General features: G+C 52.0%; 19 protein-coding genes and 1 tRNA gene. 3 read left to right on the plus strand and 17 right to left on the minus strand.

Annotated features, from left to right (window positions below; translation table 11 throughout):
- Positions 1 to 63: 63 nt before the first annotated feature.
- Positions 64 to 151: transfer RNA gene (locus HOM51_16350), tRNA-Leu, on the minus strand.
- Between the two features lie 113 nt (positions 152 to 264).
- Between HOM51_16350 and lipB the strand changes: the two genes are divergently transcribed.
- Complete coding sequence (gene lipB / locus HOM51_16355) at positions 265 to 906, plus strand: lipoyl(octanoyl) transferase LipB (protein ID MBT5036086.1); 642 nt, start codon at positions 265 to 267, stop codon at positions 904 to 906.
- Positions 907 to 1,039: 133 nt separating this feature from the next.
- Here lipB and HOM51_16360 read toward each other — a convergent pair whose 3' ends face one another.
- Genes HOM51_16360 through accC form a run of 3 tightly spaced genes read right to left on the minus strand, consistent with a single transcriptional unit; the run spans position 1,040 to position 3,533 of the window.
- On the minus strand, positions 1,040 to 1,240 hold the full coding sequence (locus HOM51_16360) for a DUF551 domain-containing protein (GenBank protein MBT5036087.1): 201 nt from the start codon (positions 1,238 to 1,240) through the stop codon (positions 1,040 to 1,042).
- Between the two features lie 10 nt (positions 1,241 to 1,250).
- On the minus strand, positions 1,251 to 1,532 hold the full coding sequence (locus tag HOM51_16365) for an acylphosphatase (protein ID MBT5036088.1): 282 nt from the start codon (positions 1,530 to 1,532) through the stop codon (positions 1,251 to 1,253).
- A 12-nt stretch (positions 1,533 to 1,544) separates the two neighbouring features.
- Positions 1,545 to 3,533: an acetyl-CoA carboxylase biotin carboxylase subunit gene (accC, locus tag HOM51_16370; GenBank protein MBT5036089.1), complete on the minus strand. Its 1,989-nt coding sequence runs from the start codon at positions 3,531 to 3,533 to the stop codon at positions 1,545 to 1,547.
- A 110-nt stretch (positions 3,534 to 3,643) separates the two neighbouring features.
- Between accC and HOM51_16375 the strand changes: the two genes are divergently transcribed.
- On the plus strand, positions 3,644 to 4,678 hold the full coding sequence (locus HOM51_16375) for a TauD/TfdA family dioxygenase (protein MBT5036090.1): 1,035 nt from the start codon (positions 3,644 to 3,646) through the stop codon (positions 4,676 to 4,678).
- A 27-nt stretch (positions 4,679 to 4,705) separates the two neighbouring features.
- Positions 4,706 to 5,740 carry a TauD/TfdA family dioxygenase gene (locus HOM51_16380; protein ID MBT5036091.1) on the plus strand — a complete coding sequence of 345 codons (1,035 nt, stop codon included), beginning with the start codon at positions 4,706 to 4,708 and terminating at the stop codon, positions 5,738 to 5,740.
- 2 nt (positions 5,741 to 5,742) lie between these two features.
- On the opposite strand, the gene HOM51_16385 is transcribed toward HOM51_16380, so the two are convergent.
- From HOM51_16385 to HOM51_16445, 13 genes are all read right to left on the minus strand, one after another.
- Positions 5,743 to 6,138, minus strand: coding sequence for a RidA family protein (locus HOM51_16385; protein MBT5036092.1), 396 nt, complete (start codon positions 6,136 to 6,138; stop codon positions 5,743 to 5,745).
- Between the two features lie 36 nt (positions 6,139 to 6,174).
- A complete protein-coding gene (locus tag HOM51_16390) occupies positions 6,175 to 7,866 on the minus strand; it encodes a M20/M25/M40 family metallo-hydrolase (protein ID MBT5036093.1) in 1,692 nt (563 codons plus the stop codon).
- 15 nt (positions 7,867 to 7,881) lie between these two features.
- Entirely contained in the window at positions 7,882 to 8,124 is a 243-nt protein-coding gene (locus HOM51_16395; GenBank protein MBT5036094.1) for a 2TM domain-containing protein, read from the minus strand.
- Positions 8,094 to 9,626 carry an acyl-CoA carboxylase subunit beta gene (locus HOM51_16400; protein MBT5036095.1) on the minus strand — a complete coding sequence of 511 codons (1,533 nt, stop codon included), beginning with the start codon at positions 9,624 to 9,626 and terminating at the stop codon, positions 8,094 to 8,096. Before HOM51_16400 ends, HOM51_16395 begins: the two co-directional genes overlap by 31 nt.
- 72 nt (positions 9,627 to 9,698) lie before the next feature.
- Positions 9,699 to 10,409, minus strand: a complete 711-nt coding sequence (locus tag HOM51_16405) for an ATPase (GenBank protein MBT5036096.1) — start codon at positions 10,407 to 10,409, stop codon at positions 9,699 to 9,701.
- 8 nt (positions 10,410 to 10,417) lie between these two features.
- Positions 10,418 to 11,113, minus strand: a complete 696-nt coding sequence (locus tag HOM51_16410) for an HAD-IA family hydrolase (GenBank protein MBT5036097.1) — start codon at positions 11,111 to 11,113, stop codon at positions 10,418 to 10,420.
- Positions 11,114 to 11,158: 45 nt separating this feature from the next.
- Positions 11,159 to 11,623: a hypothetical protein gene (locus HOM51_16415; GenBank protein ID MBT5036098.1), complete on the minus strand. Its 465-nt coding sequence runs from the start codon at positions 11,621 to 11,623 to the stop codon at positions 11,159 to 11,161.
- A 239-nt stretch (positions 11,624 to 11,862) separates the two neighbouring features.
- Positions 11,863 to 14,136, minus strand: a complete 2,274-nt coding sequence (locus HOM51_16420) for a PAS domain S-box protein (GenBank protein ID MBT5036099.1) — start codon at positions 14,134 to 14,136, stop codon at positions 11,863 to 11,865.
- A 124-nt stretch (positions 14,137 to 14,260) separates the two neighbouring features.
- A complete protein-coding gene (locus HOM51_16425) occupies positions 14,261 to 14,938 on the minus strand; it encodes a response regulator transcription factor (protein MBT5036100.1) in 678 nt (225 codons plus the stop codon).
- Positions 14,939 to 15,061: 123 nt separating this feature from the next.
- On the minus strand, positions 15,062 to 16,051 hold the full coding sequence (locus HOM51_16430; protein MBT5036101.1) for an RluA family pseudouridine synthase: 990 nt from the start codon (positions 16,049 to 16,051) through the stop codon (positions 15,062 to 15,064).
- Entirely contained in the window at positions 16,048 to 16,434 is a 387-nt protein-coding gene (gene crcB / locus HOM51_16435) for a fluoride efflux transporter CrcB (GenBank protein MBT5036102.1), read from the minus strand. Before crcB ends, HOM51_16430 begins: the two co-directional genes overlap by 4 nt.
- A 33-nt stretch (positions 16,435 to 16,467) precedes the next feature.
- Positions 16,468 to 17,763, minus strand: coding sequence for a replication-associated recombination protein A (locus HOM51_16440; protein ID MBT5036103.1), 1,296 nt, complete (start codon positions 17,761 to 17,763; stop codon positions 16,468 to 16,470).
- Positions 17,760 to 19,178 (minus strand): DegQ family serine endoprotease, encoded by a 1,419-nt coding sequence (locus HOM51_16445; protein ID MBT5036104.1) that lies wholly within the window; start codon positions 19,176 to 19,178, stop codon positions 17,760 to 17,762. The genes HOM51_16440 and HOM51_16445 overlap by 4 nt, the downstream gene beginning before the upstream one ends.
- Between the last annotated feature and the right edge of the window lies 1 nt (position 19,179).

Genomic DNA, 19,179 nt, shown 5'->3' on the forward strand with positions numbered 1-19,179 from the left:
CAACGCCTAAAAGGCGCTGCCCTGTAAAGTACTAAGGTAAAGTACTGAGGATTTTGAAGGGGATGGTGCGGTCGAGAAGACTCGAACTTCCACGGGATTAACTCCCACAGCGACCTCAACGCTGCGCGTCTACCAGTTCCGCCACGACCGCACATGACATCCAGCAACTGAAACAGTTGCCTTTTTGGTTCGCCGGGAATACCAAATCCCTAAGAGGTTATCAAGCGCTGCTGTTCAATTGGGTGAAAATTAGGAAAATGTCCCATGGCCGAGGTCGAATGGAAAATCAGCGACACCCCCGTCGACTATGACGAGGCGGTAGATATTATGGAAGCCCGAGCGGCTGAAATCCTCGACGGCCGCACGCCTGAACTGGTTTGGCTTTTGGAACACCCGCCGCTTTACACCGCCGGCACCAGCGCCAATTCAGTCGATCTTCTGACCCCGGATCGGTTCCCTGTATACAAGACCGGGCGCGGTGGGGAATACACCTACCACGGGCCTGGCCAACGGGTTGCCTATGTGATGTTGAACTTGAATGAACGGACGCGGGATGTGCGCGCCTATGTCCGCAACTTGGAAGAATGGATCATCCAAACCCTAGGCGAATTCTCCATCACCGGCGAGCGCCGGGACGGGCGGGTCGGGATCTGGGTGGACCGGGGCGCCAATTCAGATGGCTCACGCATCGAAAATAAAATCGCCGCCATTGGTGTGCGAGTACGCCGTTGGGTAACGTTCCATGGCATTTCCATCAATGTGGAACCAGAGTTGGAGCATTTTTCAGGGATTGTGCCCTGTGGGATTGCGGAGCATGGGGTGACGTCGCTGGTTGACCTTGGTATTCCCGCAACGACGACGGATGTGGATGTGGCGTTGAGGAAGACATTTGGGGAGGTGTTTTAGGATACACGCCCTTCGAGACGCCGCTGACGCGGCTCCTCAGGATGAAGAATTTTTTTATTCTAAATTAGAATCTTCATCCTGAGGAGCGCTGAAAGCGCGTCTCGAAGGACGCTGAACAGAGTTCAAATGCGAATTACTCCTCTGCCGGTTCCGGCAGTTCCGTCCACGCGACCACTTCGCCCAACAGCACCTCATGAGATTCTGAGCCCAGCCAAAACGGCCCGTGCCGGTGGCCGACTGAAACGTAGCGCTTGTCGACATATTTAGTGGAAACCAGAACATCAACGCTTTCGTCAGGCACCCGATCTTCCACGCTGATCCATTCAACCTTCATAACTCGCTCCTTATACCGTCGGCAGTTGCCGAAATCCTGGAGTCAGGGGGCCTTCGAACGGCTCTACCACGACATCTGCAACCTGGGCAGACGGCGGTCCCTGACGGCAGGCTTCTATCATGGCATCCACGGAGTCCTCAAGCCCCGCGAAAAGAGCTTCAACGCTGCCATCGGAATGATTTCGAACCCAGCCGTTTAAATCTGCCCGCTGGGCCTCTTGGACAGTCCAGCCCCTATACCAGACCCCCTGCACACGTCCTGTAATGTGGACGCGAACAATTTTCGTCGCCACCGCGTTCACTCCTTATTCGAATTCAATAATTGTCTGATCCACAACCAAATTATCGCCGGGTCTAGCATGGACCTTGCTGATCACGCCATCTCGTTCCGCCCGCAGCACGTTTTCCATCTTCATCGCCTCAACCACACAGACTTCCTCCCCCGCCTTAACTTCCTGACCTTCCTGAAACGCGACGGAGACCAGCAACCCCGGCATGGGCGAAAGCACGTATTTCGACAAATCAGGTGTGATTTTCTCCGGCATCAAGGCATAAAGCTCAGCAACCCTCGGCGTTAGCACCAAGGCTTGGGCCTCCGACCCTGAATGCAGAAGTCGGTAGCGCATGTCGTTACGTTCCATTTGCATGCACAGTTCGACCCCATTTACATGGGCGCGGAACAACGGCTCACCAAAGTTCCAATCTGTGTGTATTTCATAGTTTTCTTTACCGACAGTCACTTCGAACCCACCCGGCAAAGTCGAAACCCGTGCTTCGTACTGCAGGCCGTTTAGATAGACGATCCAATCCTTGCCGACCTTCGGCTTGGTCCTCGCATCGTGCCGACCAGAGATGGACGCGGCGCGGTCCGTGTAGGTCCGATGTAGTGAGGCCACCACTGCCACCAATAATTCAGGGTCATCGTGCGGCACATATAGCGGGTGAAATCCATCTTCGTATTCTTCATCGATAAACTGGGTCGAAAGGTCCCCGGCAATAAATCGAGGATGCGCCATAACAGCAGCCAAGAAGCCAATATTGTTGGAAACGCCCTTAATATAGAACTGATCCAGCGCCCGCCGCATGTTGGCGATGGCACTCTTGCGGTCGGGTCCACTGGTCACCAGCTTTGCGATCATCGGATCGTAATAAATGGGAATTTCGCCACCTTCGTAAACGCCTGTGTCCACCCGTACTGTGGCGCTTTCAGCAGGTGCCCCATAGCGCACAAGCCGTCCCGCCGATGGCAGGAATCCCCGCACCGGGTCTTCCGCATAAATACGGGATTCCATGGCCCAGCCGTTCAGTTTTACGTCGGCTTGACTGAAGGGCAGTTTCTCCCCGGCGGCAACGCGGATCATCAACTCCACCAAATCCAACCCAGTTATGTATTCAGTGACCGGATGTTCGACCTGCAATCGGGTGTTCATCTCCAAGAAATAAAAATTCTGATCCACATCCATGATGAACTCGACCGTGCCGGCGGAAACATACTTAACCGCCTTGGCCAGTTTTATCGCCTGTTCTCCCATGGCGGTACGAATGTCAGGGGTGACGAAAGGCGACGGTGCTTCCTCAATGACTTTTTGGTGGCGGCGTTGGATCGAACATTCGCGCTCACCCAGATAAACGATATTGCCATGATCATCGGCGAATACCTGAATTTCTATATGGCGCGGCTGTTCGATGAATTTTTCGATGAAAACACGACCATCGCCAAAGCTTGATTCAGCCTCGCGCACAGCGGAACGAAGGCCGTCTTTGACTTCTTCATCACTGCGCGCGACCCGCATGCCCTTACCGCCGCCGCCAGCAGACGCCTTCAGCATCACCGGATAGCCGATCTTCTTGGAAATTGTGACGGCCTTGCGGGCGTCGGTGACGGCTTCCGTATGACCGGGAATGACACTAACCCCTGCCTTTTCCGCCAATTTTTTCGACTCGATCTTATCGCCCATGGATTTGATGGCGCGGGGCTTTGGACCGATGAAGGCGATTCCTTCACGGGCGAGCCTGCGCGCAAATGCTGGATTTTCTGACAAAAACCCATAGCCCGGATGAACGGCATCGGCACCGGTTTCTTTAATTGCCGCGATGATATTCTTGACCGAAAGATAGCTATCGGTCGACGGCGCAGGCCCGACACACACCGCCTCATCCGCCATCTGAACGTGCAGACCAAGGCGGTCGGCCTCTGAAAAGACAGCAACCGTCTTGATCCCCATCTTTTTCGCCGACTTTATAATTCGGCAGGCAATTTCACCCCGGTTGGCAATAAGTATCTTTTTAAACATGGTCCCTCGGAACGTCCGCTAACTCGAAACTATAGATTACCCGAACCGCGGAAAAAGGCATCCCTCTTTTTGCTAATTCCGGATATCATGATAATATCTGTGTAAGGATAATGGTTTATTCTGGAATCATGAACGAACTCGCTGCCATACCCCACCTTGATCTGAGCGCCGAAGTTTCATCTTCGCGGCTGGACGAAATCATTACCGATGGCCGCGCTTGGACGCGGGATAGCATTGACCCTGCCGACGCTGCCTTCACCCCGGATGCCGAGGCTCAGGACGACCTTCAGAACTTGGCGAAAAAGTGCCAGGGACTTCACCCGGATGATCTTCCAACAGCCAGCCTTCCCGACCTGACACCGTCGTTGAAGACGTTCATGGCAAAAGTTAAAGCCAGTTGCGACACGGGATTGGGGTTCGCAGCGGTGGATCGGTTGAACTTGGAGGGGATCGATATTGAGACCGCAACCGCCGTTTCCTGGACATTGGGCCACGCCGTGGGCCGGCAGGTCGCCCAAAAATGGGACGGCAGCATGCTCTACCACGTTACTGATTATGGGCTGAAGTATGAATATGGCGTGCGCGGATCGTATACCAATGTTGAATTGGTGTTCCACACGGATAATGCCTTCGCTGCTATGCCACCAGACTATGTAAGCCTGTTGTGCCTCAACGCGGCCAAGAAGGGTGGAGTCAGCCGGTTTTGTAGCCTCTACACTTTGCACAACCTGCTTTTAGAGGATCATCCTAAAGCCCTGGCTCGGCTGTATGAACCGCTGGTCTATGATCGGCAGGCTGAACACGCGGCTGATGCACCAAAGGTTTCCTATGCGCCGATGTTTCGGTGGGATGGGAAAAGGTTAACAGGTCGGGCGCACCATGGTTTGATCAAGAAAGGCTATGAAATTATTGGCACCGGCATGGATACAGAAACCAAAGACGCGCTTTCGGCCTTAGAAGAAGCCATTTCGTCACCGGATATTTGGGTCGAACAGCATCTAAAGCGGGGACAAATTCAATTCCTCAACAACCGGGAACTGGCCCACTATAGAAGCACGTTCGAAGACCATGACGACCCCACCAAAAAACGCCACCTCATTCGTTCTTGGCATCGCGATCAAGGCGGCGTTGGATATGACGGCTAATAAATATTTTTAGGGAACGACGAAGTCATGGCGATACCTGAACCCAAAATTCCTTACATAGACCAATCAGACGTTTATACCCACCCCCCCTTGGACCGAATGGTTAGGGATGGCCGGGCTTGGACTCTGGATACCGTAGACCCGGATCACACGATTATTCATTTAAATGATGACCAGCAGGAGGAATTACGGGCGCTGGCTAAACATTTAACTGATAATCCGCTGCCAGAATTGAAGCGCAACCCGGATCAAATCAGTGCGCCGAAAATGACCCTGGCGATGGAACAGATTAGAAATCTCCTTGCGAGCCCCGGTATCGGTGTCATTGATCGCCTGCCGCTCGATGATTTGAGCCTTGAAACAGCCAGGGCGATGTACTGGATTCTTGGACAAATGGTCAGCCGTCCCGTCGCCCAGAAATGGAACGGCACGATGCTTTATGATGTCCTAGATGTCCAAAAGCTCAATAACGATACGGGCAAAGTCGATTACGGCTTGCGCGGCTCGCTTACCAATGCCGAATTATTATTCCATACCGATAACGGTTTTAACGTAAACCTACCCGACGCTGTTTCGTTGCTTTGCGTCAACCAAGCCAAAGAAGGGGGAGTTAGCCGCTTCGCCAGTATTTATTCGCTGCACAATCGATTGCTCGAACGCTACCCGGAACACTTAAAGCGGCTGTATCAACCAGCCCTATTCAATCGCAACATGGAACATGCTGAGGACGAGCCAAAACTCCTCCGCACATCCATATTCTCGTGGGACGGTGAACGCTTAACGGCGCGACCGAATCCCTTCTATGTCCGCCAAGCCTTTGAAATGGGCGGGATCGAGATGGATTCCGAACTCACCGATGCCATTGAAGCAATGTTGGAGGTCGCCAAGGACTCTGATCTCTGGATCGAAATGCGCATGGAGCGCGGTCAAATGCAATTCCTGAACAATCGCCAAGTCTTGCATTACCGCAGTTCATACATCGATTACGACGAACCAGAACGCCGACGCCACGCGATCCGCATGTGGTACCGGAATTCTGGAAGCCCCCTGTATGGCGGCTGAATTTAGTCAGGCACCCGCGCTGCTGTCGCTTCGGCTTCGAAGATAAAGTCCGGATTGGCCAATGAAGATACAACCAAGAAAGTCGAACACGGATAGGGCTCGGGGAAATATTTCTTTCGCACTTCGAACATTTCCTGACGGTCTTCCAAGCTGGTCAAGAAACACGTCAGCATCACAACATCCGTCATGTCCCAGCCGTGATGATCTAAGATCATTTTGATGTTGTTGAAAGCTACTTCGGCCTGCCCCGTCATACCCTCTGGGATTGAGCCATCGGGTGCGACACCCACTTGCCCGGCCATCACCAGCCATTCGGCGTTGGCAGGAACTTTAATGGAGTGCGAATAAATGCCATTGGGCGGCGCATTGGTTGCTGGATTGACGCGGGGTAAAGTCATGGTCTCCTCCTATGTTTGTTGATTATTGAAATAGTACTAAGGCTTCTCGATAGCGTCTACGAGCAGCCGAAAAAGAATTTCTCCGCTTTTCTTTAAATCTTTAATTGGCGCGCCTTCGTCAATGCCGTGAAAATTAATGGGTGGTCCTAGGCGCGGATGAAACAACGCCCCCGCCGCCAACAACTCAGAATGACCCTTGGCGTCGGTTCCGCCGCCAATGCCGAGCTTTGGACAGGGTTTTCCCATGACCTGCTTGTAAGCGCGATCGATCCGTTGAAAGCGATCATTCCCTGCGGGAACCTTTAGATCAGGAGCAAAGGCTGTTTTGGTTGTGATCAGGTTAACCAGGGGACCTGGAATGGCTTTATTAAACTGTTTCGTTATCGTATTGAAAATTTCAGTAAATCGGCTTTTGCCTGGCAAGGTCCCTTCTGTCTTGCCATCCCACTTTATCCCATGGTGTCCGAGTGCGTAACGAATATCGAGTTCAAGAGTGACCGCGCCGCCAGTTTTAAACCGTGTCACGGCGTAGGTGGTGCCATTGCCAGTTCCAAATGTTTCATCTTCGGCCTTAAGCAAGTCCGGATGTTTCTCACCAAACACGCGCGTGCCCCAGGTCCACTTGACGAACTGCGTCATCCGTGCGGCACCGTTCATGCTTAGCCGACCTGTCTCAACCAAGCGTCCCAGAAAATTCACCAGAGACACCAGAGGATTGGCACCGGTCGCTCGGTTCTCCTCAGGTGCCGAGCCATGCTGTGCGCCCGCGACCCGGGTAATGAGCAGCAATTCCCCCGGCCTTGGATTGCGAACGACCAAATACGCCCGTCGATAGTCCGGGTCGTCGAACTGATACAATTGATATAAAAGCCCAATGTGTTTTGCCAGGTTACGAATGTCGCGAGGATTGAGTCCTTGGATCAGAGCCCGCGCCGAATCAGGAATTTGGTTCACCGGCCCCGGCGAAGAATTAAGCTCCTTAATCCAAGGTTTGTCCGGAATGGCGTCTCCCTGCAATACAGAGAACAATGGCCGCTCAATCCCCTTCTCCGCCCGAATGCACCAGAACCCATCATGCACAATACCCATCCACGGCTTTGCCGCAGGATTGGCTTTTAGGTAATGCGGCATCGACATGTCGGTTTCCTCCGATGTGTCGAACAGAACCTCCAGGGTCACTCCGTTTAGCTTTTCAGGGGTCGCATCGTAGGCCTTGGCAATGGCGCGCAGGACGGCAAACGTCACGACCGCCGGTCCCTTGTTATCAATCACCCCGCGCCCCGTGATGAAGTCCGTGATATCACCACCATAGGCGCGTTCTATTTCTTCGATATCAAGCGGGTTTTCCTGAAACCAACCGCGCCCCGGCGGCACCGTATCCAGATGAGTGATCAGCGATATCTTTTTCGGACCGGAACCGATACGAAATCCGAACACCCGATACTTACGATCTGCTGAACGCCATTCGAAAGATTTGAGTTTTAAGGTCCCAAGTTTCGAATTGAACATTAACGCCCAGGGTGAAAAAAATCCTTCCCGCAGGCGATCCAAGCCAATTTGGACTCTCCGTTCATCCATGACCCCGCCCCGATAGGTCGGGACTTGGACCAACGCGCGGACCTGATGCAAGAAATCACGGTCGAACAATTCACGATAAATTTTAATGTTGTCTGCGGCAGCACTAAAGCTAACCGAAATTATCACAGCGATGGCAAGTACGAGGCGCATAGTCGATCCTACCGATTACCCGTTAGACTGCGCAAACAACCCCATGGCATATGCCGCATGAATGGCGAGGACGGGGCTCCAGCCTAACATGGGGAAGAGGACCCAAAGATTTTCCGGTGTCCCCAATAAATTAACCGCGCCCGAGACCACAATGACGAAGAAGTACGCCGCCATGTGCTTGGTAAAGCCCCTTACCCGGTGGTGCGCTAATGCTTCTGCCTCATCGGTCAAAGCGGAATGTTGCCGTGCTTGCGCCACGGATTTTCCAGCTTCTTATCCTTCAACATGCGCAACGATCGACAAATCCGATTGCGAGAATTATGTGGCATGATCACATCGTCAATAAAGCCGCGCCGACCGGCGATGAATGGATTGGCAAAGCGTTCGCGGTATTCTTCGGTGCGGGCTTCTATCTTTTTCTCGTTACCAATTTCAGAACGGAAGATAATTTCAACGGCCCCCTTCGGTCCCATGACGGCGATCTCCGCGCTCGGCCAGGCGAAATTAACGTCGCCGCGAAGGTGCTTGGAACTCATCACACAATAGGCCCCGCCATAGGCTTTCCGGGTGATCAAGGTGACCTTGGGGACTGTAGCTTCGGCATACGCAAATATAAGCTTCGCGCCGTGCTTAATGATCCCGCCGTATTCCTGCGATGTCCCCGGCATGAAGCCTGGAACATCAACCAAGGTCACGATGGGGATATTAAACGCATCACAGAAGCGCACGAACCGCGCTGCCTTTACAGAGGCATCAATATCCAAACATCCCGCCAGCACCATCGGCTGGTTGGCGACGATACCGACAGTAGAACCTTCCATGCGTCCAAAACCGGTAATGATATTGCCCGCAAAATTTTGCTTAAGTTCAAAGAAGTCGCCTTCGTCCACGACCTTCTCAATCAATTCCCGCATGTCATATGGCTTATTCGGATTGTCCGGCACCAATGTATCGAGCGAAGGCTCTTGGCGGGTTGGATCATCAGGTGTCGGACGGACCGGCGGCTTTTCACGATTGTTGGCAGGCAGGAAGTCAATAAGCCGTCGCAGGTTTAAGAGCGCCTCGGCGTCATTTTCAAACGCCCTGTCCGCGACACCGGATACGCTTGTGTGGGTCCCGGCACCGCCCAGTTCCTCGCGGGTGACTTCTTCATGGGTCACGGTTTTGACTACATCTGGGCCGGTGACAAACATGTACGAAGTATCTTCGACCATAAAAATAAAATCAGTAACTGCGGGCGAATAGACCGCGCCGCCTGCACACGGCCCCATGATCATAGAGACCTGTGGAACGACGCCACTGGCCATGACATTGCGCTGAAAGACTTCGGTGTAGCCCGCGAGTGAGGCGACGCCTTCTTGAATTCGCGCCCCGCCAGAATCGTTAATTCCAATAACCGGCGCGCCGACCTTCATCGCTTGATCCATAATCTTGCAAATTTTTTCAGCATGGGCTTCGGATAAAGAACCGCCAAACACGGTAAAGTCCTGACTAAAGACAAACACCAACCGACCGTTCACCGTGCCATATCCGGTGACCACACCGTCGCCGGGAATAGACTGATCCGCCATGCCGAAATCGGAGGAGCGATGTTCGACGAACATATCCCATTCTTCGAATGAGTCTGGGTCCAGCAGGAACTCAATCCGCTCCCGCGCCGTTAGTTTGCCATTTCCATGTTGGGTATCGATACGTTTCTGCCCGCCGCCAAGTCGGGCCTGGCGACGTTTTTCATCAAGTTGCTTAATAATATCGTACATGCAGTCCGACCCCCGTTATACGCAAAGTCTAACGCGAACGGCACCACCCGCACCAGAGGAAAGCGTTTCGTCTCAGCTTTCTAAGAGTACGAGAAAATTTGTCATATTGGTGATACTGACGCGGAGACGTTGTCTTTTATCCGCGGCCTCATCGTCTTCGCCCCAAAGCTCTATCTGATGGGTCTCATCAAGTTGGGAGACGTCGAACGCCTGCCCCGCATCCAGCCGACCGCTTCGAACTGCCAAGGCAATGATTAACGACCCGCACGCTGCCGTTAGTGCAGACAAGGCCGCCAATTGGAAATTAGCCTCCTTCTCGACCACCCGCCGCAAACCAGTCAATGCATCATCTGGCTGACTAATCGGCATAATCCCTTCGGTTACGGCCATTTGAACGCCAAAGGTTTCATCTGCCCAATCTAGCAGCGGTTGCCACGTTTTAGCCTGGTGCGCGACCAAGTCAGCCGGTTCATCAGCGCGGTAGCACAGCAAATCCGTTTCTGCGTACTTAATCATTTCGTCAAGTACGGCAGATCGACTATCTACAATTCTGTCGATGGCCGTATTGGCGATCCCTGTTAAGGGCATGGTTAGGGGGTTAATTGTTTCCGTCTGCGCGTCCCATTCTTCAGCCATCGCCCGAGCCAGGGCTTCAGATGGCACCACCAACGCAGCCCCCACCGGCGTCCGCACATCCTTACCATCCAAGGAAATGCCATAGCCATCTTCGGATACTTCAACATCAACAGATTTATAAAATCGTTTTGAAATTTGAGTCGGCATGACGAATTCTATTCAACAGATTCGAATAGGGCTTCCAGAAGCTCATTCATGGTCTCGACCACAGTCTCTGCACCCGCCCGGATGAGTGAATCAGGTTCATGATACCCCCAGGATACACCGACCGCTCTGACACCCGCATTCACCGCCATTTCAATATCGAAGGTCGTATCACCAATCATCACCGTATTGGCGCTTACCGCACCGGCTTCGGCCATCGCGTTCAAGAGCATTTCCGGATGGGGCTTGCCCCTCGCCTTGTCTGCGGTTTGTAAGGTCACGAAGTGCTCTTCCAATCCATGTCCGCGCAGCGTATTCATTAGGCCGTCAGTCCCCTTCCCTGTTGCTACGCCAAGCAACCATCCATTTTCATCCAAAGCCCGCAGAATTTGTTGGATGCCAGGATAAAGTGCCTCTTCGACCAAATCGTCGCGGCGGAGCTTCGAGAAGGCTTCTTTGTAGCCGTCCCTCAGCCGGTCATGGGTGCTGTCATCAAGATCAGGTGCCAAGCGACGAAACGTCTCCAGCAAAGGCAAGCCAACAATTTCGCGGATCGCTTGCGGGGTTGGGCGCTTGATGTTGTTGGCATCGAAGGATGCAAACATGGATGAGATAATCGAGAGCTGAGAATCGACAAGCGTGCCGTCACAGTCAAATACAGCAAGCCTGATATCGGCCGGCGCGTGATCGGAATTTCGTTTTAGCATGGCGGGATAATACACATCCTCAGCAAAGTTTCCAGCCGAGGATGGCTAGATCATGTCTTTGTCCTTGAAGTATTCCTCTTCGACATCCTCTTCAGGATCGAACAGGTCGTCATCGGCAAAGGTCTTTGCCTTTTCATCAATGACATCCTCTTCAGGATCGAATAGATCATCATCGGCAAAGGTCTTTGCCTTTTCATCAATGACATCCCCTTTGTCGTCCTCAAAGACTTCGTCTCCGTCCTCACCATCGTCAACCATACCCATGTTAGCGTTGGCTTCAGCCATAAGATCGGCCGCCCACTGCCGACCCTGTGGGCTTTCTTCCCAAGCCTTTTCACGCGCTTCAAGGCGCCCAGCCAAAGCAACCTTTACAATTTGCGAGCCAATGATCGCTAACAGCGGTGCCATAAATGCTGCGGCAATCCAAATACTAATGTCTTCACTAGAAGCCTGAACCCCTTGCACCGAATGATAATAGACAGCACCGGTGCCAAGAATAAATTCCGACATCAAAAACAATCTGAACGACGGTTTCTGCACCAGGGTTCGGGGTGGCGACGGCCTTTCAAACGCGAAGAGTGCGGTACTCGTCAACCCACCACAGAAATTAGCCAGCAAAATTATTGTGCAAACCCAGAAAACCATAATTACCTTCCCACCCGAAATTTTTGGAACTCGTATTTTACCACACTGTTACGTCATAAGACATAATTACGGCTAAGAATTTTGCCATAGAGAAATAGTTCGCCCTATTCCGCAGCCGACCTTGGCCGTGAAACTTCCTCCGCCCCCCTCGAAAATTGAAGGGTGAATGTTGCACCACCACCCGGCGTATCGCTTAAATCAATATATCCGCCATGGGCGTCAACGATCCGTTGAACGATCGAAAGCCCTAGCCCTGCGCCACCGCCACGCTGGTCTATTCTTAAAAAACGCCGAAATATATCTTTGCGCTGATCTTCTGGGACCCCCTTCCCATGATCAATCACCCGAACCGAGTAGTTCGGAAATACCTCCAACGTAATCGTCGACCCTCGCGCCGAATATTTAATCGCATTTTCTACAAGATTACGCATTGCCTGCTTTAAGGCATCGACAGCACCGTTGACGACAACCGGACTGTCGGCACCTAGAACCTCTATCGATCGCCCTTCCTGGATCGCTAACGGCGCAATATAAGCTGCCACAGCAGTACAAATTTCGCATAGATCAGCCTGGTCCGACCGAGTTACTTTGAGCGAATCGAGTTGTGCATAGGCCAGTAGTTGATTTACCAAACGCGCCATGTCGTCTACGTCACCAATCAACGATTTAATGTTTTCAGCGCCCCCCATGCCGTCAAGATGCGCCCGCAGTATCGCCAACGGTGTTCGCAATTGATGCGCAACATCGCCGGCAAACATGCGATATCGCTCCTCACTTTCACGCAAAGCCGTTTCAACTTCGATCAGCTCGCTGATATCAGTTCTAATAATGGCCGTGCATCCGTCACTGGTTTTAAATTCGTCAATTTGCAAAGTTTGGCCATCAGGCGACGAGCCGAGATAGGGCCCAATTGGATTCTTATGTCGCTCTCTGCGTTCATTGACAGTAATATTTTTGCCCTCCAGCTGGCCATGAAGAAGACCTTGTTCTTCACGCAGGAGAAGTTGCTCTTCGAAACTGATACCCGGCATCATGATTTTCTTAAGCTCCGGACGAAACTTGAAGAAATTTTCATTAATTAAAGCAAGCGTATCGTTCTCGTCATAAAGTGCGAACCCATGGGGAATGGCCTCCATCGCACTCTTCAAAAATTGTTCCGTCCGGGCTTGCTCCGTAATGTCAAACCGAAGTGAACAGATTGCAGGCTCACCATCCCACTGAATTAGGAACTGGCGATTGTGAATAATGACTTTTGATCCATCACGTTTGCTTCTAACAATTTTTTTATCAGTATTTTTTATTTCACCCGAAAGCAGCTTTTCATAGGTTTCTTGAACCGATTCCCGCTCGTCTTCAGGAATCATCTCAAGAAGAGGATCCGCCGCCAAAACCTCTTCCGGCGACTCATATCCATAGATGTCGGCAAACGCCTGATTCACATAAAGCAGCTTAAAATTCCGGTGGACATTCACACCTTGCATGGAACTGTCCGACAGCGTCCTAAACCTTTCTTCGCTTTGCCGAAGAGCTACTTCCACCTGTCTTTGTTTGGTGATATCGGTCCGAATGATGGCGCGCGCCCCATCATTCATTTTGAAATCATGTATTTGTTTTACCGAGCCATCAGATAACTCAAACTCAAAGGGTCCAGTTAAATCCCTGTGAATTCGGAGCCTTTCTTCCAAGGGTATTCGCGTGCTTCCTAAATACTTACCACGCATATTTTCCGACTCTAAGGCTCGCGTTATCTCTTCAAATGTTCTACCTGGCTTGAGGATATCTGCATATTCGGGGCGATCCTTAATGAAGTTCTCATTGTAGAGCACCAGACGGTCATCCTTGTCATAAATGGCAACACCACCCGGTATACTCTCGACGACTCGTTTTAAAATATCGCTCGCTGTTCGCGCTTCTGTAGCATCAAAACGCGCAGAACAAACTGCCGGCTCACCATCCCAATCGATAACAAATGAATGTTTGCCAACCCAAAGTTCAGAACCGTCCTTTCGGCGCCCTCTAATTTCTGCATCACGGGGTATGTCTTCACCCATGAGACGTGATTCGTGAACTCTTTCTTCCATGTGGGTCGGAGAAATCAGGACCTCTGATGACGCCAATGCCAAAATTTCCTTTGGCGATTCATAGCCATAAAGATCAGCCAAGGCTTGATTAGCAAAAAGCGGCTTGCGATGCCTGTGAACAAGTATTCCCTGAGTTGAGTTCTCCAAGATCAAGCGGAACTTATCTTCGTTTTCTTGCCGGGCATTTTGCGAAGCCTCTAGTTCGAGAACACGCTCTTGGAGCGCTTCGACCTCGGCTGCCAATTCCGCCTTGGTTCGGCTAGATTCTTTAACTTGGGCTTTTGCCAAGCGAGCCATTCCGGTTGTTCCTTGCCAATAGGGGCTTCACAAGCCAAGAGTCTCACGGATTGAATTTCGACGCAATATGACCTGGGCTATTTTCGGGGCTATTTTCGGGGCTATTTTCGGGGTTAACTTAGGGCTATTTGTTTTCTTCTGATAGAAGATAGCCAACACCCCTTAAGGTGTGAATGTTCGTCGTCGCCCCGGCATTGCTCAGCCGCTTCAGCAGGCGTGATATATGAACCTCTAACGAATTCGACGTAACTTCCGCCTCGAACCCGTATAAGCGCTCTTCCAACACATTCTTGGGAACCACGCGTCCAAACCGCCGCATAAGCTGTTCAAGAACGCTCATCTCTCGCCTTGAAATATTGATCGGTTGCTCTTGGATACAAACCTCACGCAAAGAGGTATCAAACGAAATATTGCCCGCAGTTAATGTTTGTCCCAAGGCACCACCAGGACGCCTGAGAAGTGCCCGCAGCCGAGCCACGAGTTCTTCCAGCGCCACCGGCTTTAATACATAATCGTCACTACCGGCATTAAGGCCGCGCACTCTTTCGTCGACTCTGTCTCTGGCAGTCAAGATAAGAACAGGTGTCATGTTATGCGCACTACGCAAATCTTTTAGGAGATCAAGGCCATCTCCATCGGGAAGTCCAAGATCCAAAATTATCGCGTCATACTGTACCGACTCAATCGCCGCCCTGGAATCCATCAATGTTTCAAAAACATCGACGCTGAAACCTTCACGTTCCAAACCGACTTTAATCGATTCTGAAAGTCGCTGGCTGTCTTCTGCAAGCAGTATTCTCATGGCATTACCAAATACACGCTACTTAAAATCAAATACCCGGATCATTCCTATTAATATAGATAAGCACGACTACGTTATCGTGCCAGTATTATTTTTTTTGAAATTTTTTTTCGCTAACCCGGATTATTCAAAATATTCATTTGGATTCACGAACGACTGAGGATCAAACCCAAAGTATTTAACGGCTGACAGAAATTGCTTTGGGGGCGGCGCGCAAACGTTCAACATTCCAGAACTTGGATGCGGGACTTTTATCGCCCAAGCATGAAGGTATAAACCCTTAGGAATATCCGTTCCGGCTGGAAATGCCTCTGGGCCGCCATATTTGCCGTCGCCCAAGATCGGTGTCTCCATAAAGGCAGAATGAACACGCAACTGATGGGTTCGACCTGTCAGCGGTTCCATCAGGACGAGAGACACCTTACGGCCAGCATTCTCCAGCACTTGATAGCGCGTAATCGCCCGCTTTCCGTCAATTTGGTTGGGAGCCATGCTTTCACCGAATTTTCCCGGCTTCTTTGATAACGCCAAATCAATTTGCCCCTGACTGGGCTTTGGATTTCCGGCGAGAAGGGCCAGATAGAATTTTCGTGTGTCATGCGACCTAAAGGCCGCTGTCAGGGCCGCAGTCGCCTTTCGTGACCTTCCCAATAGCAAAACCCCGGAGGTATCCTTATCGAGCCTATGAACAAGCCTGGGGCGCTCTTCTGCATCAAACTGTAGGCCATCCAGCATGCCATCCAAATGATACTTAGTTTTGCTGCCCCCCTGGACTGCCAAACCAGCTGGCTTATCAATTGCCAAAACGTCCTTATCTTGATGCAGGATTCTTTTGCGAAGTTCTTCTAATGCCCCTTCGGATACTGGCTTCGCGGGTTTTTTAGGGGGCTGCCTATTTGCGTTGGGCGCGGGCATGGGTGGAACCCGGATGGATTGCCCTGCCAGCAATCGAGCATTGGCCTTCGTGCGTTTGCCGTCGAGGCGCACTTGCCCGGTACGCAGCATCTTCTGCAGCCGTCCGTGGCCAAGGTCTGGGTAATGACGCTTAAACCAGCGATCCAACCGCTGATCATCATCTTCCGTGCCGACTTCGACTGTCACAACACCGGTCATGCCAAAATCTGCCTTAGAAGATGCATTCCGGCATAAAATCCGACCACACATACAACCACCGACGCCCCGATATAGGCCGTCGCTGCCAAAATGCTGCCACGTTCAATCAAGGTGACCGTATCTAAGGAAAACGTGGAAAAGGTGGTGAAGGCACCGAGCACGCCAACAACAAGGAAGGCCCGCACCTCCTGACCAGGAGACCACGTCAGTGCCATGATCTCAACGATCGACCCGAGAATAAAAGACCCAACAATATTTACCGTCAGCGTCGCATACGGAAAGCCGGTTCCAAGCCAATGCCCGACACCACTCATCACCAAATAGCGACCAACAGCACCAAGCGCCCCACCCGCCGCAACTGAAAGCAAAATATTTATCGACATGTGTAATATCTAACCCCCTTCAAAGCAGAGGGGTCAGCTCTCTCCACTCTTGTTTTTTCTGATGCGGCTCCAATAGGCCAGTCTTTTCTCGATCTCGCGCTCAAATCCCCGGTCCAAGGGAGTATAGAATTGCTGGCGGCTCATATCATCCGGAAAATAATTCTGGCCGGAGAACCCCTCGTCAGCGTTGTGATCGTACTCATAGCCCTCACCATAACCCAAGTCCTTCATCATCTTCGTAGGCGCGTTCAGGCTATGCTTGGGCGGCATCAGTGACCCGGTGTCTCTCGCTGCCTTCTTAGCCGCTTTCTCCGCCCTGTAGGCCGCATTGGACTTAGGAGCCGTTGCCAGATAAATCAGCGCTTGGACTAAAGCTAATTCCCCCTCAGGTGAGCCCAATCGCTCAAAACTCTGCCAAGCTGTGAGAGCCTGCACCATGGCTTGAGGATCGGCGAGCCCTATATCCTCCGACGCGAACCGCAACATCCGTCGGGCGATATAGTGAGGATCCTCCCCACCCGCCAGCATCCGCGCGAACCAATAAAGCGCAGCGTCCGTGTCAGAGCCTCTAAGCGCTTTATGCAGGGCACTGATAAGATTGTAATGGCCTTCTTGCGACTTATCGTACAAGGGCGCACGCTGCTGAACCGCTTCGGCAAGTCCGGCATTGTCTAAAGGTGCCTCAGAAGACACATCGGCCAATCCCTCCACCATGTTAAGCAGATATCGCCCATCGCCGTCTGCCATGGCCCTAAGCGCTACTCGTGCATCATCTGTTAGGGGCAGAGAATTGCCGGTCTCCTGCTCTGCCCGGCTTAGCAATTCCTGCAACGCCGCATCATCCAACCTGTTCAACACCAGCACCTGACACCGCGACAGGAGTGCACCGTTCAATTCAAAAGAGGGGTTTTCCGTCGTTGCACCAACAAGAATAACCGTCCCGTCCTCCACGAATGGCAGAAAACTATCTTGCTGCGCCCGGTTAAAGCGGTGGATTTCATCAATGAACAGGAGCGTTCCCTGCCCCATTCCACGACGATTTCTAGCTGCCTCAAAGACTTTTCTTAGGTCTGCAACGCCAGAAAATATCGCTGATAGGGGTTCGAAATACAGGTCCGTACGCTCGGCCAACAATCGCGCGATTGTGGTCTTTCCCGTGCCAGGCGGGCCCCACAAAATTACCGATGATAATCGCCCCTGGGCCAACATACGGCCAAGGGCACCGTCGTCTGAAATGAGATGGTCCTGCCCGACAACGTCACTCAAACTCCTAGGCCGCAGACGATCCGCCAGCGGACGAGGTGCTTGAGCTTCGAAAAGGGTGTTCATCCATCCAATTCCAGCCTTAGGGTTTGCCCACCCCGTCGGATGGCGATACTCCAGCCTTGAGGTCGTGTCTTCAACTGCTGCTGCAACACGGAAACCAGATCTATCTTCACACCGTTGATCACATCGACCCGGTCTCCTGGTTTAAAGCCTAAGCGACTGGCATGGGTGCCCCGCCGTATGGCAAGCACATACACACCCGGCGAAAATGGACCCGGAGCGCGAAGTTCATCCGCCAAGGCTGGCGACATATTAGCAACGATGGCACCGCTGAGGGGATTGCGCCCCTGAATTTTCTGCTGATCGCGTTTGGGATTTTCAGGCGGGGGAACCAGTCGAATTGAAAAGGTTTGTTCTCGCCCGCGCCGCAAGACGGTCATTTTAGCCGTGGAACCGACGGGTAACGTCGATATTCTGTAGATTAAACCATTCGGGTCATTAATTTCACGGCCGTTCACCGCCACAAGAACATCGCCCCGCTTTAACCCAGCCTGGGAAGCAGGGCCTTTGGGATAGATGCTTGTCACTAAGACGCCGACTGGACGAGGCATGCCAAGTGACGCCGCAATCTCCGCCGTTACGGGACCGCCCCACGCGCCAAGCCAAGGACGAACCAGACGGCCACCAGCCGCAATCCCGGCGACGACAGATCGGACCATATTAGATGGAATGGCAAATCCAATTCCATGCGACCCGCCACTTTTAGAAAAAATCGCACTATTAACGCCGACTAACCGGCCATCCAACGAAACCAGTGCTCCGCCGGAATTTCCTGGGTTAATCGCAGCATCGGTTTGGATAAAGAAGTTTAAATCGTTGATACCGACCTGAGTTCGGGCCAAGGCTGAAACAATGCCGCTGGTCACTGTTTGACCAACACCAAACGGATTGCCGATCGCCAACACAATATCGCCGACTTCCAAATCATCGGAATCCCGCATCTTCAGGTGGGTGAGTTTCTCTCCCTTGGTATCGATCCGAATGACCGCGAGGTCGGTGCGTTTATCCTTGCCCATGACCTTGGCTTCAAATTCTCTTCGGTCGGCTAAAACAACGGTAATTTCATCGGCGCCTTCGATGACGTGCACGTTGGTGATGATCAGCCCACTCGGGTCAATGATAACTCCTGAACCCAGAGAGTTCTGTCGGCGGCGCTTGGTTGGCGCCTGATTGCCAAAATCTAAATTTTCGCCGAAAAATCGCTTAAAAAACGGATCATTAAACAGCGACAATGCGCGCCGCGAACTGGTGATTTTAGTGGTATAAATATTGACCACGGCAGCGGATACTTTTTTTACCAATGGCGCATAGGAAAGCTGCACCTGTTGGCGCGACTGAGGAACCTGTTTAACTTGGGCGCTCACACCAGCAGAGACGAAAACACAAACCGCGAACACTAAAATCCATTTCATCTTCATA

The organism is Rhodospirillaceae bacterium (assembly GCA_018660465.1).
Taxonomy (GTDB): Bacteria; Pseudomonadota; Alphaproteobacteria; order Rhodospirillales; family JABJKH01; genus JABJKH01.

Bases quoted from the DNA above. Each gene is read 5' to 3' on its own strand.
- HOM51_16445 (MBT5036104.1), bottom strand. From the start codon at position 19,178: ATGAAGATGAAATGGATTTTAGTGTTCGCGGTTTGTGTTTTCGTCTCT.
- HOM51_16410 (MBT5036097.1), bottom strand. From the start codon at position 11,113: ATGCTAAAACGAAATTCCGATCACGCGCCGGCCGATATCAGGCTTGCT.
- HOM51_16440 (MBT5036103.1), bottom strand. From the start codon at position 17,763: ATGAACACCCTTTTCGAAGCTCAAGCACCTCGTCCGCTGGCGGATCGT.
- HOM51_16430 (MBT5036101.1), bottom strand. From the start codon at position 16,051: ATGACCGGTGTTGTGACAGTCGAAGTCGGCACGGAAGATGATGATCAG.
- HOM51_16380 (MBT5036091.1), top strand. From the start codon at position 4,706: ATGGCGATACCTGAACCCAAAATTCCTTACATAGACCAATCAGACGTT.
- HOM51_16415 (MBT5036098.1), bottom strand. From the start codon at position 11,623: ATGTCGGAATTTATTCTTGGCACCGGTGCTGTCTATTATCATTCGGTG.
- accC (MBT5036089.1), bottom strand. From the start codon at position 3,533: ATGTTTAAAAAGATACTTATTGCCAACCGGGGTGAAATTGCCTGCCGA.
- HOM51_16405 (MBT5036096.1), bottom strand. From the start codon at position 10,409: ATGCCGACTCAAATTTCAAAACGATTTTATAAATCTGTTGATGTTGAA.
- HOM51_16360 (MBT5036087.1), bottom strand. From the start codon at position 1,240: ATGAAGGTTGAATGGATCAGCGTGGAAGATCGGGTGCCTGACGAAAGC.
- HOM51_16390 (MBT5036093.1), bottom strand. From the start codon at position 7,866: ATGCGCCTCGTACTTGCCATCGCTGTGATAATTTCGGTTAGCTTTAGT.
- HOM51_16375 (MBT5036090.1), top strand. From the start codon at position 3,644: ATGGTTTATTCTGGAATCATGAACGAACTCGCTGCCATACCCCACCTT.
- lipB (MBT5036086.1), top strand. From the start codon at position 265: ATGGCCGAGGTCGAATGGAAAATCAGCGACACCCCCGTCGACTATGAC.
- HOM51_16420 (MBT5036099.1), bottom strand. From the start codon at position 14,136: ATGGCTCGCTTGGCAAAAGCCCAAGTTAAAGAATCTAGCCGAACCAAG.
- HOM51_16400 (MBT5036095.1), bottom strand. From the start codon at position 9,626: ATGTACGATATTATTAAGCAACTTGATGAAAAACGTCGCCAGGCCCGA.
- HOM51_16385 (MBT5036092.1), bottom strand. From the start codon at position 6,138: ATGACTTTACCCCGCGTCAATCCAGCAACCAATGCGCCGCCCAATGGC.
- HOM51_16425 (MBT5036100.1), bottom strand. From the start codon at position 14,938: ATGAGAATACTGCTTGCAGAAGACAGCCAGCGACTTTCAGAATCGATT.
- crcB (MBT5036102.1), bottom strand. From the start codon at position 16,434: ATGTCGATAAATATTTTGCTTTCAGTTGCGGCGGGTGGGGCGCTTGGT.